This window comes from Mucilaginibacter sp. (assembly GCF_965277465.1).
In the GTDB taxonomy this organism is placed as follows: Bacteria; Bacteroidota; Bacteroidia; order Sphingobacteriales; family Sphingobacteriaceae; genus Mucilaginibacter.
In genome coordinates this window covers 1377717-1393773 of sequence record NZ_CBDICW010000001.1, presented here as the reverse complement: position 1 = coordinate 1393773, position 16057 = coordinate 1377717, and the positions used below count along the sequence as shown (strand labels likewise).

General features: G+C 42.8%; 8 protein-coding genes. 5 read left to right on the top strand and 3 right to left on the bottom strand.

Going from position 1 to position 16057, the window contains the following annotated elements; translation table 11 throughout:
• The first annotated feature begins 91 nt into the window (after positions 1-91).
• The 4 genes from ACQY4U_RS06370 (at position 92) to ACQY4U_RS06355 (ending at position 9664) form a co-directional block, all read left to right on the top strand.
• Positions 92-6871 carry a gliding motility-associated C-terminal domain-containing protein gene (locus ACQY4U_RS06370; protein ID WP_428328558.1) on the top strand — a complete coding sequence of 2260 codons (6780 nt, stop codon included), beginning with the start codon at positions 92-94 and terminating at the stop codon, positions 6869-6871.
• Positions 6868-7863 carry a PorP/SprF family type IX secretion system membrane protein gene (locus tag ACQY4U_RS06365; protein WP_428328557.1) on the top strand — a complete coding sequence of 332 codons (996 nt, stop codon included), beginning with the start codon at positions 6868-6870 and terminating at the stop codon, positions 7861-7863. The genes ACQY4U_RS06370 and ACQY4U_RS06365 overlap by 4 nt, the downstream gene beginning before the upstream one ends.
• A gap of 95 nt (positions 7864-7958) precedes the next feature.
• Positions 7959-8732: a class I SAM-dependent methyltransferase gene (locus tag ACQY4U_RS06360; RefSeq protein WP_428328556.1), complete on the top strand. Its 774-nt coding sequence runs from the start codon at positions 7959-7961 to the stop codon at positions 8730-8732.
• Positions 8733-8746: 14 nt separating this feature from the next.
• On the top strand, positions 8747-9664 hold the full coding sequence (locus tag ACQY4U_RS06355; protein ID WP_428328555.1) for a sugar transferase: 918 nt from the start codon (positions 8747-8749) through the stop codon (positions 9662-9664).
• Positions 9665-9942: 278 nt separating this feature from the next.
• Here the strand turns inward: ACQY4U_RS06355 and ACQY4U_RS06350 are convergent, their stop codons facing one another.
• A complete protein-coding gene (locus tag ACQY4U_RS06350) occupies positions 9943-13125 on the bottom strand; it encodes a S41 family peptidase (RefSeq protein ID WP_428328554.1) in 3183 nt (1060 codons plus the stop codon).
• Positions 13126-13449: 324 nt separating this feature from the next.
• Between ACQY4U_RS06350 and ACQY4U_RS06345 the strand changes: the two genes are divergently transcribed.
• Positions 13450-14193, top strand: coding sequence for a glycosyltransferase family 2 protein (locus tag ACQY4U_RS06345; protein ID WP_428328553.1), 744 nt, complete (start codon positions 13450-13452; stop codon positions 14191-14193).
• Here ACQY4U_RS06345 and ACQY4U_RS06340 read toward each other — a convergent pair whose 3' ends face one another.
• Together ACQY4U_RS06340 and ACQY4U_RS06335 are read right to left on the bottom strand one after the other, a co-directional pair.
• Positions 14194-15135: a hypothetical protein gene (locus ACQY4U_RS06340; RefSeq protein WP_428328552.1), complete on the bottom strand. Its 942-nt coding sequence runs from the start codon at positions 15133-15135 to the stop codon at positions 14194-14196.
• Between the two features lie 27 nt (positions 15136-15162).
• On the bottom strand, positions 15163-16041 hold the full coding sequence (locus tag ACQY4U_RS06335) for a glycosyltransferase family 2 protein (RefSeq protein WP_428328551.1): 879 nt from the start codon (positions 16039-16041) through the stop codon (positions 15163-15165).
• Between the last annotated feature and the right edge of the window lie 16 nt (positions 16042-16057).

Below are 16057 nucleotides of genomic sequence, written 5' to 3'. Positions count from 1 at the left end.
ATATAATTATTTTTAAAAGTTAGTTTAAAGTGCATAAACTAATCCTCATTAATAAAACATGCAATGTTAAAATACCTGGATCTGCTTTTTTATGTATAAGCTTAAAAATCTAATTTTAACTGTTACATTTTTTATTCTGTTATTTCCACTTATTGGTAATTGCCAGATTTCTGTTCCTAAATGGGTTGATGATATAGGTGGCCCTGGCCCGGGATCAAGTATCCCGGCAAGTGTTAAAGTTGATAGCCAAAATAATATTTATATAACAGGAATATACAGCGGTACTGTTGATTTTGACCCATCGGCAAGTGCATATAACCTAACATCAGTTGGCGATTTTGATGTTTATGTAGCCAAGTATACCACAACTGGCACACTTATTTGGGCTGTAAGTATTGGTGGCAGTGGCCTTGACCAGGTAAATGATATGGCCCTTGATGCTAACGGGAACCCCACTATAACAGGCCAGTACAACTCCCCGGCTATGGATGTGGACCCCAGCGCTGCAACCTCAATAATTAATAACAATGGCGATAACGATGCCTTTATTGTTAAGTTTGATACTAATGGTAAACTGATATGGGGCAAGTCAGTAGGCGGACCATTTACAGATTACGGCAATAGGGTAGCAACAGATGCTTTCGGTGATGTTATTGAAGTGATAAAGTATCAGTCAACTATTATAGTAGGTGCCAATAGCTATTCATCACAAGGTAGTTTTAACGGAATGATTATTAAATATGATCCGGCCGGAAATGTTTTGTGGGCGGTCAATTTAGCAGACAATAATGATTCTGAAACAAGGGCAGTTACTGTTGACAGTAATAGTAATATTATTGTATCCGGCAATTTTAGCGGGGCCGATAATTTTGATCCGTTAGGTTCCGGTTATACTTTAAACGGGAATGGGGCAGGTATATTTCTTGCTAAATACTCTCCCGCCGGAGCATTAACATGGGCAACATCCTTATCTGGTACTGCAACTAATAACAACATCTATCTTTGTGTTAATTCATCTAACGATGTTTTTCTGGATGCCCCTTTTTCATCAGTCTTAGGATTTAATTCAAACACTACAACTTTAAACGCAGTGGGTAATCAGGATATTTTTTTAGCCAAATACTCATCATCCGGTAATTATCAATGGGTAAAGGATATTGGTGCAAGTTCTGCAACTGTTTATAATTATGGCATTGTATCCAGTAAGGATGACAATCTTTACATTTCAGGATATTTTTCTGGCACCGTTGATTTCGATCCATCAACTACCTCAGTTGCCCCGGTATCAGATCATGGGCAGCGCGACCTATTTTTTGCAAAATATGATAGTAATGGGGATTACAAATGGGCATTTAGCGCCGGTAATGCAAACTGCTCAAATACTTTGGGCCGTAACCTTGCTGTTGATGGTAATAATGATGTATTGTTAGTTGGTTCTTTTTGTACTACGGTTAATTTTGATGCATCAAAATGCTCAACTTATAACCTAACAGCCCAAAGCGATGTTAGAGATAGTTTTATAGCCAAGTATATACAAAGCACACCAACTCCTGCTTCGCAGATAACTGCTTTTTCAGTTTCTCAACAAGTTGCGCCAGCCAATATTGATCAAACCAAATTACAAATAACAGTTACTGTACCACAAGGCACAGATGTTACCGCTTTAAAACCATCAATTACAGTTAGCAGTGGCGTAACCCTATCGCCAGCATCAGGTGCTACACAAAGTTTTACCGCGCCGGTTGCTTATAAGCTAAGCTCACCATGTGCTTCATTAAATTATACGGTTAATGTAGTGTACGCGGGGGGAACTACTCCTGCAGTTCCTCCTTCAAATGCACAAGTATGTGCAACGGCAGGGGCAGACGGGCCAACCAATATAAATGGTTCTATTAATAGCTACTTTCCGCCGTCTGGTTATTTAACCTTAGCAGCCGGTGGCAATACGATAAGCCTGGGTGCTATACCACCTACTGATACTCACGGAAACAGTTTCGGAACAGTACCCATCAAGGCTGGTGATCTATTGCTGATTATGCAAATGCAGGATGCAACCATTAATTTTTCAAACAGTACTTTATATGGCGGCAACAACTCAACACTTGGCCCCGATGGCTTAGGCGCAACAGGTAACATAAGCACAGGCAATAGTGGTAAATTTGAATATATAATAGCTACAAATAATATTCCGCTTACCGGCGGTACCCTGACCTTTAAAGGATCGGGCACTGGCGGCGGAACAGTTTACTCTTACATTAATGCCGCTCCAACTGCCACATCAGGAAAAAAAACCTTTCAGGTTATCCGTATTCCACAATATTCTAACTTAAAATTAACTTCCAATGTTTCTCCCCCACCATTCAATGGTACCGCTGGGGGTATAATTGCCTTTGATGTATCGGGCAATATGGACTTTAATGGTTTTACTATTGATGTTACAGGCAGAGGATTCAGAGGTGGATATAGCTTAGTTAAAACATCCGTATCAAATATTAACGATCTGTATGTTGCTGCTGCCGATGACCAGCGGGTATCAGGCAAAGGCGAAGGTATAGCAGGAACTCCAAGATATGTGTGGGATGGTTATAATGCTATTGACAATGTAATAGAAGGCCTTCCAGGTGGATCAGGCGGCCGTGGTGCACCAGCAAATGCAGGTGGAGGGGGTAATGACTCAAACGCAGGTGGCGGTGGTGGCGCAAACGGTGGCGCCGGAGGAAACGGCGGAGGCGGCTATGAACCTATTGGTGGTACATTACCAAGCGGAGGAAGGCCCGGTTTAAACTTATCACCTGATGTTACTACCCTGGTTATGGGCGGTGGCGGTGGCGGTGGCCATGCTAACGATGCGCTAACCGGTGTAAAAGGCGGTGTTGGCGGAGGTATAGTAATTATTACTGCAGCAACTATTATAGGTACAGGAACAGTATCAGCCAATGGCGCTGATGGAGCCCCGGGAGTTTATGGTTCACACCCTGATGGATCAGGTGGCGGTGGGTCAGGCGGTACTGTTTTTATAAAAGTTTCAAACCCAAATGCGTCAGCCAATTTAACTATAAATGCAAATGGCGGCCTGGGTGGCAATACTCAAAATGACCCTGGTGGTAGTGGAGTACAACCACATGGGCCGGGTGGCGGTGGTGGGGGGGGAAATGTTTTTTACGCTATTTCATCTGGCACTGTAAATGTTAACATAAATGGAGGCGCATCAGGTAAATCGAACGGTGGAGCGGGCATACCTCATTTTGCAACTGACGGCCAGCCGGGTACTAAGCAAACAATTAGTATTGCAAGCTTGCCCCCGTATTTACAAGGCAATAGCGCTACCTGCTATCCAATATTGGTAACTACAATGCGGGCTAAAGCTTACGGCATTCCGGTAAGCCCTGGCAGCACCGCAACTTATTTTATAAGGATAAGCAATAATGCAACAGGTGGTAATGCAGGCGGTGTTGAAGCTGACCATATTCTTCCTACAGGGTTTTCATTTAAAGATGCTACGGTACAATATTATGGTGCAGCAAGCGGACCCGCTGTATTAACAAACAGCGGCACTCCTAATAAGCCATTACTGGGAGATTTTAATATCCCAGCCGGGGATAGTGTAGTTATTACTTTAGATGTAACTATTGATTGCGTAGCTACTGGAACTTATAATAGCAGCGTTGAAGCGCTTTACCTTGACCCAACACGTGATTATACTACTCCAAACAGAAGAATAACAGCCGTAACAAATGCATTTACCGGTGTAAATACAACTTATTTTGTTGGTGCAGCTGCAGTTCCGGGATCAAACTATAACGGAACCGCAAGCACCACAGAAGATTTTACTGTAAACAACTCTTCCATAATCAATAACACTATTACGTTGCCTGCTGCATCAGCAATATATTGTGTGAATGGTGATCCGCCTGTAATTACAGGCAGCACTCCTACCAGCAGCGGCACATTTGTATATCAATGGCAATCATCTGCTGATGGTGTTAATTTTACAGATATTACCGGAGTAATTTCTAAAGATTATGATCCTCCATTATTATCTCAAACTACCTACTACCGACGTACGGTAGTAGCAACTACATGCCCCGCCCCTTCATACAGCAATGTAATTAAAATCACCATTTTGCCTGCACTTGCCAATAACACCATTACAGCGCCACCGATAACTGAGTTTTGTGTTACCGGGGATGCAGGTGTAATTAATGGTTCCTTCCCATCCGGGGGAGATCAATCCTACAATTATTTATGGCAAAGCTCAACGGATGGGGTTAACTTTACTTTTATACAAGGCGTAACCACTATAAATTATGATCCGCCGGTTGCTAATGTTACCACTTATTATCGCCGTACCGTGGCTACCATTGGCTGCTCAACACCTTTGGTAAGTAATATTATTACTATTTCAATAATCCCTGCGGTAACTAACAACACCATTACTGCTCCTACTATTACCACATTTTGTGCGAGTGGCAGCCCTGCAACCATTACAGGCAGCTTGCCTGCCGGCGGTAATGGCACCTATACGTATCAATGGCAAAGCTCAGCCGATAATGTGACTTTTAATGATGTTACCGGCGCTAATGCTATTGATTATACCCCGGCATCAGTTACCGCTACCACTTATTACAGGCGTACGGTAGTTTCCGGCGGCTGTATTATTCCGGCTATAAGTAATGTGGTAACTATTACGGTAATACCCGCCATTGCTAATAATACCATAACTGCTCCTGCCATTACTAATTTTTGTTTAAGCGGCGATGCTGCTGTAATTACAGGCAGTACCCCTACCGGCGGGAATGGCGTTTATACTTATCAATGGCAAAGCTCGGCCGATAATGTAAATTTTACAAACATTGCCGGGGCTACTGCTATTGATTATGATCCGGGTATATTGAATGTAACTACCTACTATCGCCGCACGATAATATCAGGGGTTTGTACAACGCCTAACATAAGCAATATAGTAACCATAACCATTTTATCGGCTGTTGCCAATAATACCATAACGGCCCCTGCCCAATCATCTTTTTGTGTTACCGGAAGTCCATCGGCTATTACGGGCAGCACGCCTACAGGTGGCAATGGCATTTATACCTACCAATGGCAAAACTCGGATGACGGTGTTAACTTTACAGATATAGCCGGAGCCACCGCTATTGATTATATGCCGCCAACCATAACAACAACTACTTATTATCGCCGTACGGCAATATCCGGTGTATGTACTACCCCTGTAATAAGTAATGTGGTTAAGCTTACCATATTGCCTGCTTTGGCCAGTAACTCTATCTCGCCGCCGCTCATTACCAATTTTTGTTCAAGCGTCAACCCTGGCATTATTCCAGGTGGCTTTACTTCGGGCGGGACAGGTACCTACACCTATGTATGGCAAAGCTCAACAGATGGAGTTAACTTTACCGACATCCCTGGCGCTACAGGAATAGATTATGATCCGCCAGCGTTCAGCATAACTACTTACTTCCGCCGCTTGGTAACATCGGGCGCCTGTAACGTGCCTTTAATTAGTAATGTTATAAAATTCACTATAAAAAGCAGCCCTACAAATGTGGTGGTTGCCGCCGCAACGGTACCTATATGTTCTGGTAATACTGCAACACTCTCGGTAGCATCGCCGCAGTCCGATCTAACTTATTATTGGTTTGATTCGCCTGCTAAAAATAACCTGGTGTATACAGGCCCTACTTTTGTAACTAATCCTTTAACTGCCAACACTACTTATTATGTTGAGGCATCAAATGATATTTGTACCAGCCCCGCATTAACCAGCGTACAAGTAACGGTAAACGCTGTGCCTGCTGCACCAGCTTTTGTTACCAACCCTATCCAGGTATGCTCGGGATCAATAGCTATGCCTGCGGTGTCAAATACACAGTCGGCGTTAACTTATAACTGGTACACGGCAGCAACCGGCGGTACAGCTATATTTACCGGCAACACTTATACCACGCCTGCATTAACAGCCAATACAACTTATTATGTTGATGCTACCAATGGTTCGGGTTGTACCTCGGTAAGCCGCACGGCAGTAAACATAACAGTAAATCCGTTACCTGTAGTTACTGCACAAGGCAACAGTACTTGCCCGGGTACAACCACTACCTTAACGGCCAGCAGCGATGATCCTTTTGTTACTATAAACTGGTATGCCAGCGCTACCGGGGGCAATATTTTATTTACAGGCAGTACATTTACCACCCCAGCCGTTAATGCCAATACAACTTACTATGCCGAGGCTGTTGCTACTACAACAGGCTGCGTTTCGGCAAGCCGTGCTGCGGCGCAGGCCCAGCTCATTGTGCCACTTGCCGCACCAGTGGTAAAGATTGATGGCACTACCGTATCAAGCGTAACATTTGCATGGAATGATGTAAGCGGGGCCACCGGATACCAGGTAAGCATTGATAACGGACAAACATTTACAGATCCAAGCTCGGGCAGTGACGGACTCACCCATACAGTTACCGGTTTGCTGCTACGCCAAAGCGTAACGATACAGGTAAGGGCCATAGGGAGCGCGTCATGCCAGCTGAGCGGAAGCTCAACTGCGGTAACAGGTATAGCTGCAAGTCCGCTGGGTGATTACATATTTGTACCGAATGCCTTTACACCAAACGGCGATGGAAAGAATGATATAGTATATGTACAAAGCGAAAATATTAAAACCCTTAAGTTTTATGTGTACGACCAGTGGGGCGAACTGCTTTATGCCTCCTTTGGTCAGCAAAACGGATGGGATGGCACTTACAAAGGCAACAAAGAGCCTGTTGGTGTATATGTATATTATTTAGAAGCTGTAATGAACGACGGCCAGCAGATTACCAAAAAAGGAACGATTACATTAATAAGGTGAAAAAATTAAAGCTGATTATATTAGTGGTGCTCCAGTTTGGGGCGGTGGGCATGGTGAGGGCGCAGATAGATCCGCACTTTTCGCAATACTATGCCAATCCTTTATGGCTTAACCCGGCACTAACAGGTGTTATTGATGGTGATACCCGGATCAATGCAAACTTTAAAGACCAATGGGTGGGTATCCCCAATGGTTACAAGACCGGCGGTGCATCGGTTGATTTTAAATCCGGCGATAAGGTTGGCCTGGGATTTAATGTGATTAACCAGGCAGCAGGAACGGCCGGGTACAATTATTTTGCAGCTTATGGCTCATTCGGCTATGGGATAGCAATATCGGCAGATGGTACACAGAAACTTCACTTTGGGGTACAGGCTGGAATAATAAACCGCAGCTTTGACCCCAGCAAACTACAATTTGGCAACCAGTACAATCCTATAACCGGGTACGATCCTACCTCGCCCAGCTTTGAAACTTTTGCCAGTACCAATGCTACCATATTTGATGCCAGCGCAGGTATTTTTTATTACGATAGCGACCCTACCCACACCGCCAATATTTTTGCAGGTGCCAGTGCCGCCCATTTAACCGATGCCAAAGACCCTTTTGCAACCGGAGGTATAAGCAGCAAGCTACCGGTAAGGTTTAACCTGCATGCAGGGGTAAAGATCAAGGCCTCTGACTATTTTGATATTACGCCGCACGCTATTTACATTACCCAGCAGCAAAATAAGATAAGGGCATTAGGCGTATATTCTGAATTAAAGATTGATGAGGAAGATGGACTGATATTAGGCACCATGTACCGTGTAAATGATGCCGTAGTGGCCGATGTTGGTTACCACTTAAAAAGCCTGGTTATAGGCATGAGCTATGATTTCAATACTTCGCCCTTAAATACCGCAACCAACGGACAAGGGGGCTTTGAGCTTTCTATTAGCTATATTTTCCGCAAGTCTACCAATCCTGCCGAAATTTGCCCCAGATTTTAACAGGCAACCTATTTTAAGATCGTAAATAAATAAAAGTTTATCAGCATTAAAGAGCTGAATAATCTAAATTTGAAACTTGAATAATCAGCACAATTATGCAGCAATCGGCCATTAGCGATAACGTTAAAACAGCATACGACGAATTTTACCAAAACCATGATGAAGCATGGCGTATGCTTGGCGCTAAATATAAGGCACAGCATATAATTGATGTGAGCAAGGGCCGCACCTTTAAAAAAGTATTAGAAGTTGGTGCAGGCGACGGAAGTATCCTGAAATTTCTTTCAGAACAAAACTTTGCGCCTGAGTATTATGCCGTTGAGATCTCTGAAAGCGGTGTAGAGCATATCCTGTCAAGAAACATAAAAGATGTAAAGTCCGTGCAGGCATTTGACGGTTATAAACTGCCATTTGATGACAACAGTTTTGACCTCATCATCCTGTCGCATGTATTAGAGCATGTAGAACATGAGCGCCTCTTGCTGCGCGAGATAAAACGGGTAGCACGCCATACCATTATTGAAGTACCCATCGACTATAAGCCAGGAGTAGACAGCCGCATTAAGCATTTTTTGGCTTATGGGCACATTAATATGTATACCCCTACCGCTTTACGCTATTTGCTGAATACCGAGGGTTTTGAAGTAGAGGGCGATCTGACATCGATCATCCCGCCGGAGGTTACCAAATTCAATACCTACGTAAATCAGAAAAAGGCTAAAAGCATCATTACCGATTTGAAGATAACGGCAGAGTTTACGGCTAAGGATAGTCTTAGTAAAATATTAGGAAAAAAGATGAGTGAGCAATTAGCCAACGCTTATACCGTTCTATGTAAAAAAGCCGATCATCAGCTTGAAATATTCTGACCTGTTAACCACCTATGCAAAACCTTGCCCCAATAGCCTTATTTGTTTATAACCGCCCCGAACATACCCGGCGTACGCTCAATTACCTGCAAAAAAATTTGCTGGCAGATGAATCGCGCCTGTTCATATTTTCGGATGCGGCAAAAACAGAAGATGATAAGCCCAAAGTAGAGCAGGTAAGGCATTTAATAAAAGAGGTTACTGGATTTAAGTCGGTTAAGATAATAACCCGTAAAGAAAACCTCGGGCTTGCTAATTCCATCATTAGCGGGGTTACCCAATTAGTAAATGAATATGGTAAAGTAATTGTATTTGAAGACGACTTGCTATCATCAACCCATACGCTGCAATATTTTAACGAAGCACTAACCCGCTATGCCACCAAAGAAAAGGTGATGCACATTGGTGCCTATATGTATAACCTTGCCGATAAAAAATTGCCGCAAACCTTCTTTTTCCGCGCAGCAACCAGCTGGGGCTGGGCAACCTGGGCAAGGGCATGGAAAGAGTTTGAACCTGATGTTGATGTACTGATCAAACAATTCGATGCTAAAAAGATAGACCAGTTCTCTATTAACGGCACCATGAATTTTTGGAAACAGATTGAACATTTTAAAGCCGGTAAAAATGATTCGTGGGCCATACGGTGGTATGCCTCCATCTTTTTAAAAGGCGGCTTAACCTTAAACCCATCAGCATCGCTGATCCAGAACATTGGTAACGACGGCACGGGCAGGCACTCCAATAAGGAAAATATGTACCAGGTGCCGATAACCAAAAAACAGGTTAAGCAGTTCCCTGCAGAAATTAAGGAAGATCAGCAGGCCTACCAGGCTATTAAGCATTTCCTTAAAAACCGTAAAGGCAGTTTGTTAAAACGCGGCCTTCGGTTTATAAAGCAGTTACAGGATAAATATTTGGTTAAGAAGTAATAACGTTTTTTTTCCAACCGTCATTGCGAGCGACAGCAAAGCAATCACTGACTTACAGAGCTGCTAAGCCTGGCTGATCTGCATAGTTGGTGATTGCTTCTTCGTTCCTCATCGCAATGACGTTGACGGATCTCACTGCGCGTCCTTCCGAGCGACAGCGAAGCAATCCCTGACTTACAGAGCCGCCAAGCCTGGCTGATCTGAATGGTTGGTGATTGCTTCTTCGTTCCTCATCGCAATGACGGGAATGGTACGTCGCATCATGCAATAAATGTACGCTACTTTAAATCCTTCATAATTTCTTCAATTGCCCTGTCTAACTGTGGATCTTTACCCTCCAAACGATCGGTGAAGCTGGTTTTAACGTAGATGTCGGGACTTACACCATTTTTTTCAATGTCTTTACCATCAAGCGTAAAACAACCCCACGAAGGCAGGCGGTAAAACGATCCGTCAACCAGGCCTTTGCCGCTTGTGAAAATTATCCAGCGGTAGGTTTCTGTTCCTATTATTTTACCAAGGCCTAAGGTTTTAAAGCCTTGTGCAGTCATTTCCCCATCGCTCAGCGTTTGCTCATTTACCAGCAATATGATAGGCTTTGCCGCAGGCGCAAAGTTGGGCTGCGGACTTTTTTGTCCGCCACGATACTGCCATTGCAGGTAAGGCTTTTGCGACAGGAATTGCAATACCGCATCGTGCACATTACCGCCAGTATTATAACGCAGATCAAGGATCAGGGCATCCTTTTTATAGGCATCATCAACCATGTCCTCCAAAAAGGTTTCTAATGCGCCTGTACCCATATTTTTCATATAGGCATAGGCAATACGGTTCTTACTTTTTTCGGTGACTATCTTTTTATTGTTATCAATCCAGTTGTCGTACAGGTCATCAACAAAAGCGCCTCTTCCTTCCGGATGAATTTTAACGATCACATCCTTTCCTTTACGGTTAAATGTTAGTTGTACTTCCTTATCAATTGATGGCTTGGTAAAATAATAGTTGCGATCCTGTTTCTCATCTACCACATTGCCATTTACAGCTTTCAGTCTATCGCCAGCCTCAATGGTGATACCGGCTTTATCGGCATTACTGTTTTTTAATACGGATACCACTTTGTATGGGTCTTCATTATCAAAAACTATCCCGGTTTCCATAGTTTGATAACTGAGAGTCTTTTTTTCCTCGCTGCCATTTGAATAAAATCCCTGGTGCGAAGAATTAAGCTCGCCCAGCAAATCATTTAACAAAATGCGCAGATCGGCACGGTTATTCAGGTAAGGCAGGTAAGTACTATAGCGGTCGTGCATTTTTTTCCAGTCAACCCCATGAAAATTACCATCGTAATAATTTTCATCCAGCCCGGCCCAGGCCTCATCAAACATCTGCTTAAACTCGCTATCCAAATTGCGGTCAAACTTATAGCTAATGTCTATTTTTTCTAATTTATTATTATCAATGTTCAGGGTATAAACATTGCCGTTATTTCCCAAAGCGTAATATTTGTCGCCGGTTATAACTATATCAAAACCATTTAAATCATCCCCTCCAACTTTCTCTGTCTTATTATCTTCAAAAGGCTGCAAGGTTGTGCGGTAAATGGCCGATTTACCTTCTGCATGATTTGAGATATAATACACCAGTGTTTTATCGCCCTTTTGAATAACGTAAGGAGAATGCTGCACGCCAAATTCAGGGCCTACCTGTTCCAGGCGCTTCATCAAACCATCCGTATTAATCACAATTTCGGCAGGTGCTTTTGGCGATGGCTGCTCTGATAAGGGTTTTTTAGCTGCTGCCTTTTTATCCTTCCCTTTTATAGCGGTACTATCCTTTTTTTCTTCCTTAAAAAGCTCCTTGAATTTATCTATCCTGAAAAGCTCATCAAACTTTTGCAATGGCATACGGTATACATGCGCATCACCAAGGCCTGTTGGATATTGCGGCTTGGTGCGTGCCGAAGTAAAATAAATATACTTTTCATCGGGCGACCAAAATGGTTCAGACTCGGTAACGCCGCTATTGGTGAGGTTTAATATGCTGCCATTTTTTGTGCTGTAAATAAAAATATCCTGCTCAAAATTGCGCACAGCATTGTATACCACGTATTCGCCATTTGGTGACAGGTAGGGCGCCGAGTTTTCAAAACCCCAAACTTCGTCGGTTACAATGGTTTTACTGATCAGGGTTTTAAGATCTATGAGCCTTACTTCGTTGCGGCCACTCAGGTAAACACCTTGTGTATGCGCTTTGTTAACGGTTAACAACCTGTTGGTTTGTTTATCGCTGGTGAGTTGTTTTTCCTTGCCCATACCCTCTGCCGATATGGTATACCAGTTACAATAGCCACCCAGCGTTTGGGCAAATATTAATGATTTGTTATCGGGCAGCCATTTTACTTCGGTAACACGCTCGGCATTGCCACGCTCAATCTTCTGGATAAATTTGCCTTCAACATCGCTCACAAAAAGCTCACCGCGCGATACAAAGGCCAGTTTCTTACCATCCGGCGAGGCATCCACAGCCTCAATTTTACCGCTTACGTTAAACTCCTGCTGCTTTGGCAATACATCATTGCGATAGATGGTGAAATTGAGTTTTTGTGTTTGCTTGGAAGCAACATCATACACATACAGCTGGTAATCCTTTTCAAACACCACCTTTTCTCCGTTGGCACTTACAAAAGGGCGTTTAATGGAAGTATTGAACTGGGTGAGGGCTGTCTTTTTTCCATCGGTAAAAGTGTACAGGTTATACTCCTCGTTACTCTCGTCAGATACAAAAAAGATATTCCCTTTCTGATCAAGCGAAGCCCAAAAATCCTTACCTATCCAGTTGGTATACTGCTTATAGGTTTTTGTTTTAGGATTGTAGGACTGAATATCCGGGTTGTACGATCCTTTATAATGTTTACGCTGCTCAAAAATATAGCTCTCCCAGGTATTGCTGAAAAACAATTCGCCTGTTTGCGGATGCTCAAACACCCCATGTATAGTATTAAAATAATTGCTGAAAAGCCTTGAAGGTGTACCCCCGGTAATGCCTATTTTATATTCGCTGAACTGGTTATACATGCTTGATGTATAATATATAGATTTTGAATCCCAGCTCCATGAATCAACCTCATCGCCTGCATCATTATAAGTAAGTTGTTTAATGTCGCCCCCGGCAAGTGGCATTATATACACATCATTATTACCAAACTGGTTTGATGAAAAAGCCAGCCATTTACCATCGGGCGATACCCTCGGGTGTGTTTCTTCGCCCTGCATTGCAGTAAGCCTTACGGCTATAGGGTTGCTCAAATCTACCTTCCACAAGTCGCCTTCGTAACTAAAAACTACAGTTTTGCCATCGGGAGTAAGCGTTGGGTACGATGTAAAATAAACTTCCTGGCTTTGGGCCTTAACAAAGTTTTGAAACAGCAGTGCTGAGAACAGTAACAGGTACAGTTTTTTCATGTTGACAAGGAATTGGATAACGTATATTTTGAGTACTTATAAATACCTTTGTTACCAAGCAAGGGAGTAAAAAATTCAAAGCCGCCTTGCTTGTTTTTATACATTTCAAATTGCTGCCGTTTAGCAGCAAAAAAGAAAAGCTCCAACAAAAATAGAAACCTATAATTGTTGAAGCTAATCTAATAAAAATAACAAAAAGTTGTTTATTGGCTGATATACCCAACTATGCCTTCTCCATAGATGAATTTTACACCGCTGTAATTAGTTAAATAAAATATATAATAGCTTTGCAATGCCGGATACTTTATACACCTGCAATTAGTTATGCCAATAAAACATCCGGAAAATGATATTAGAGTAAGCCGGCAATCAGTAATATCGGTAATTGTGGTAACCTATAATGCTGCTGCTACGCTGCAAAAATGCCTGGATAGCATATTTGCGCAAAAGTATAAAGCTATTGAGCTGATTATTATTGATGGCAAAAGCACCGACGGCACCCTAAATATTTTAGAAGCCAACAATAGCAAGATCAGTTTTTGGAAAAGCGAGCCGGATAACGGCGTTTATGATGCCATGAACAAAGCCCTTACACATGTTGCCGGGAACTGGGTTTATTTTATTGGTGCCGATGATGAACTTGCACCCGGGTTTTCAGACATGGTGTTGCACCTGAGTGACCCGAACGCAATATATTATGGCAATGTATTTGCGGAGGGTTTAAAAAGACTCGGCGAACTAACCCCCTATCAGTTTGCTAAGTTCGGGCCATATCACCAGGCCATGATCTACCCAAAATCGGTATTTGAAAAGTATAAGTTTGATACCCGTTACCGCATCTCGGCAGATTTTGCCCTTACCCTTAAGCTATGCGGGGATAAGGCTTATCACTTTATTTATAAGGATCATATATTGGCAAACTTTAACCATACCGGGCTTTCGGGCAGCCAGATTGATGAGCTTTTTCAAAAAGACAAGGCAAGCCTGATCTTAAAAAATTTCGGCGTAAAAACGTGGATCAGGTACCAGATACATAAGTTTAAGCACAGGGATAACCCAAGGGCGTAACTATTTATCCCCGTTAAGATGGGCTACCAGCCATTCAAAGTGATCCTGGAAAAAGAAATCATACCCATTTTCGCCCTCGGGCACAACGTTGATCACATCAAAAGCAACCTCAAGGATCCGGGGCACCTTCAAAGCTTCGGCAATTGAATACGGAAATGATTGGTTACCTATAAAAAACTTACAGCCGGCAATGGTTTGTGCCATCTGCAAAAAGTCATTCATCTGGATCCATTGGATGTTGGGCAGGTATTTTTTAATATCGTTATACTCACTTTCAACCCCAATAAATGCCAGTTTTGGATATTTGCTGATAAATGAGTGGTCTATTTCGGTATTTTGGTAGCGTCCGCTCCGGGCTATTAATATGGTATCGGCAAAGGTTTTATCAGGTTCAACTGATAACCAGCTTTTATACAGATCGGCACTAACGCCGGTAACATATCCACACCAGCGGGCAATATTCCCCTTGTTCATAGGGATCAGGCCCGATCTGAAATAATCAAGATCCACATCAATTTTTTGATCGGTATAGATCTCGCAGCTATCAATATAAGCTTGCGACCTGATAAGCGGAAACAGCATATCGGCCATTTTTTGATTCAGCATCACATTACCCAGCGGATGAGTACTGTATAATGGCAAATCCATAGGCCTGCCTAACCTAAAATACAGGTTAATGGCCGCGCCTGTTAACTCATGAATTTTTTTAAGCGTGGGCAGGGCATAAATAATATCGCCTGCATTACCGCTGTGTATCAAATTAAGCTGATGGTTTACATCAGTAATTGCTTTTATTTTGTCAATGCTATTTACCCGCCCGGTAAGCGAGGCAGTAAACTGAAACTGCTTATAATTTACAAAGTCGTACTTGTACTCCTTGTATTTAGGCTTATCGGTAAACTTTAGCCATAGCTTGCTTATTGCATTCCTCTTTTTAAACATCTTTTGTTGCGCTTTAAACTATGCCTGCTATTTAATTATTTTATAATTCCGGTATTCACTTACCCGCCAGCCTGTAATATCTTCAATTTTTTGCAATGCCTTGCGCCTGAAGGTCATCTTTTTATGGAGTTTTTCAAGGTCGATGTCCAGTTTCCAGTTGGTGGCTGCTATGCGTTTTTGCATAACTGCCGGGTGGCTGCCTGTAAAATGAATCAGCCTGTCGGCATTTTTATAATCAAACTCAAACGTTTCGGGCAGATTTTCGGCCAGCCAGGCATCGTCATGATAAAAAAGATTAAAGTTGCGTAGCTTACTTTTTAAACCTTCGGGCGGTTTTACCCAGCCGTAATGATAAATATAGGCATCAATCAACCTCACGTTTATTTTACGGTCGCCCCACCTGAAACCCTGCGCATCCCTGTACGAGTGGATGGCTTTATTATTCCGCAGGATCCGGATCTCGCGCCTGTACCACCTGCGCGAATGCCCATAATAATCGTACGAGCCATAAAAGTGCAGGTATTTAAACAACAGGCCTTCAACAGCCTTATTATTCAAATTATCTTCCATTTCCTTTTTTATCAGCGGAAGGTATTTTTCATGCACGCACTCATCCCCCTGTATATAAAAGGCCCAATCAAAATCAGCAGCTATGGCGGCAAATGCTTTGTCAGTTTCGGCAGCAAATACGGTTCCGCCATCTCGCAGGGAATCATCCCAAACGGTATTGATAATCCTGATCTTTGGCGAATCAATTCCTTTTATCAATTGTTCGGTATCATCGTCACAATTACCCAAAGCCACAATAAACTCGTCGCAAACAGGCAATATGGAAGTAATGGCCTCCACAACGGGATAGTCGTTCCTTATCGCATTCCTGATAAATGTAAAACCGGCAACTTTCATTATATTTTAATGGCAG

Bases quoted from the DNA above. Each gene is read 5' to 3' on its own strand.
- ACQY4U_RS06370 (WP_428328558.1), top strand. From the start codon at position 92: ATGTATAAGCTTAAAAATCTAATTTTAACTGTTACATTTTTTATTCTG.
- ACQY4U_RS06345 (WP_428328553.1), top strand. From the start codon at position 13,450: ATGCCAATAAAACATCCGGAAAATGATATTAGAGTAAGCCGGCAATCA.
- ACQY4U_RS06350 (WP_428328554.1), bottom strand. From the start codon at position 13,125: ATGAAAAAACTGTACCTGTTACTGTTCTCAGCACTGCTGTTTCAAAAC.
- ACQY4U_RS06360 (WP_428328556.1), top strand. From the start codon at position 7,959: ATGCAGCAATCGGCCATTAGCGATAACGTTAAAACAGCATACGACGAA.
- ACQY4U_RS06355 (WP_428328555.1), top strand. From the start codon at position 8,747: ATGCAAAACCTTGCCCCAATAGCCTTATTTGTTTATAACCGCCCCGAA.
- ACQY4U_RS06335 (WP_428328551.1), bottom strand. From the start codon at position 16,041: ATGAAAGTTGCCGGTTTTACATTTATCAGGAATGCGATAAGGAACGAC.
- ACQY4U_RS06340 (WP_428328552.1), bottom strand. From the start codon at position 15,135: ATGTTTAAAAAGAGGAATGCAATAAGCAAGCTATGGCTAAAGTTTACC.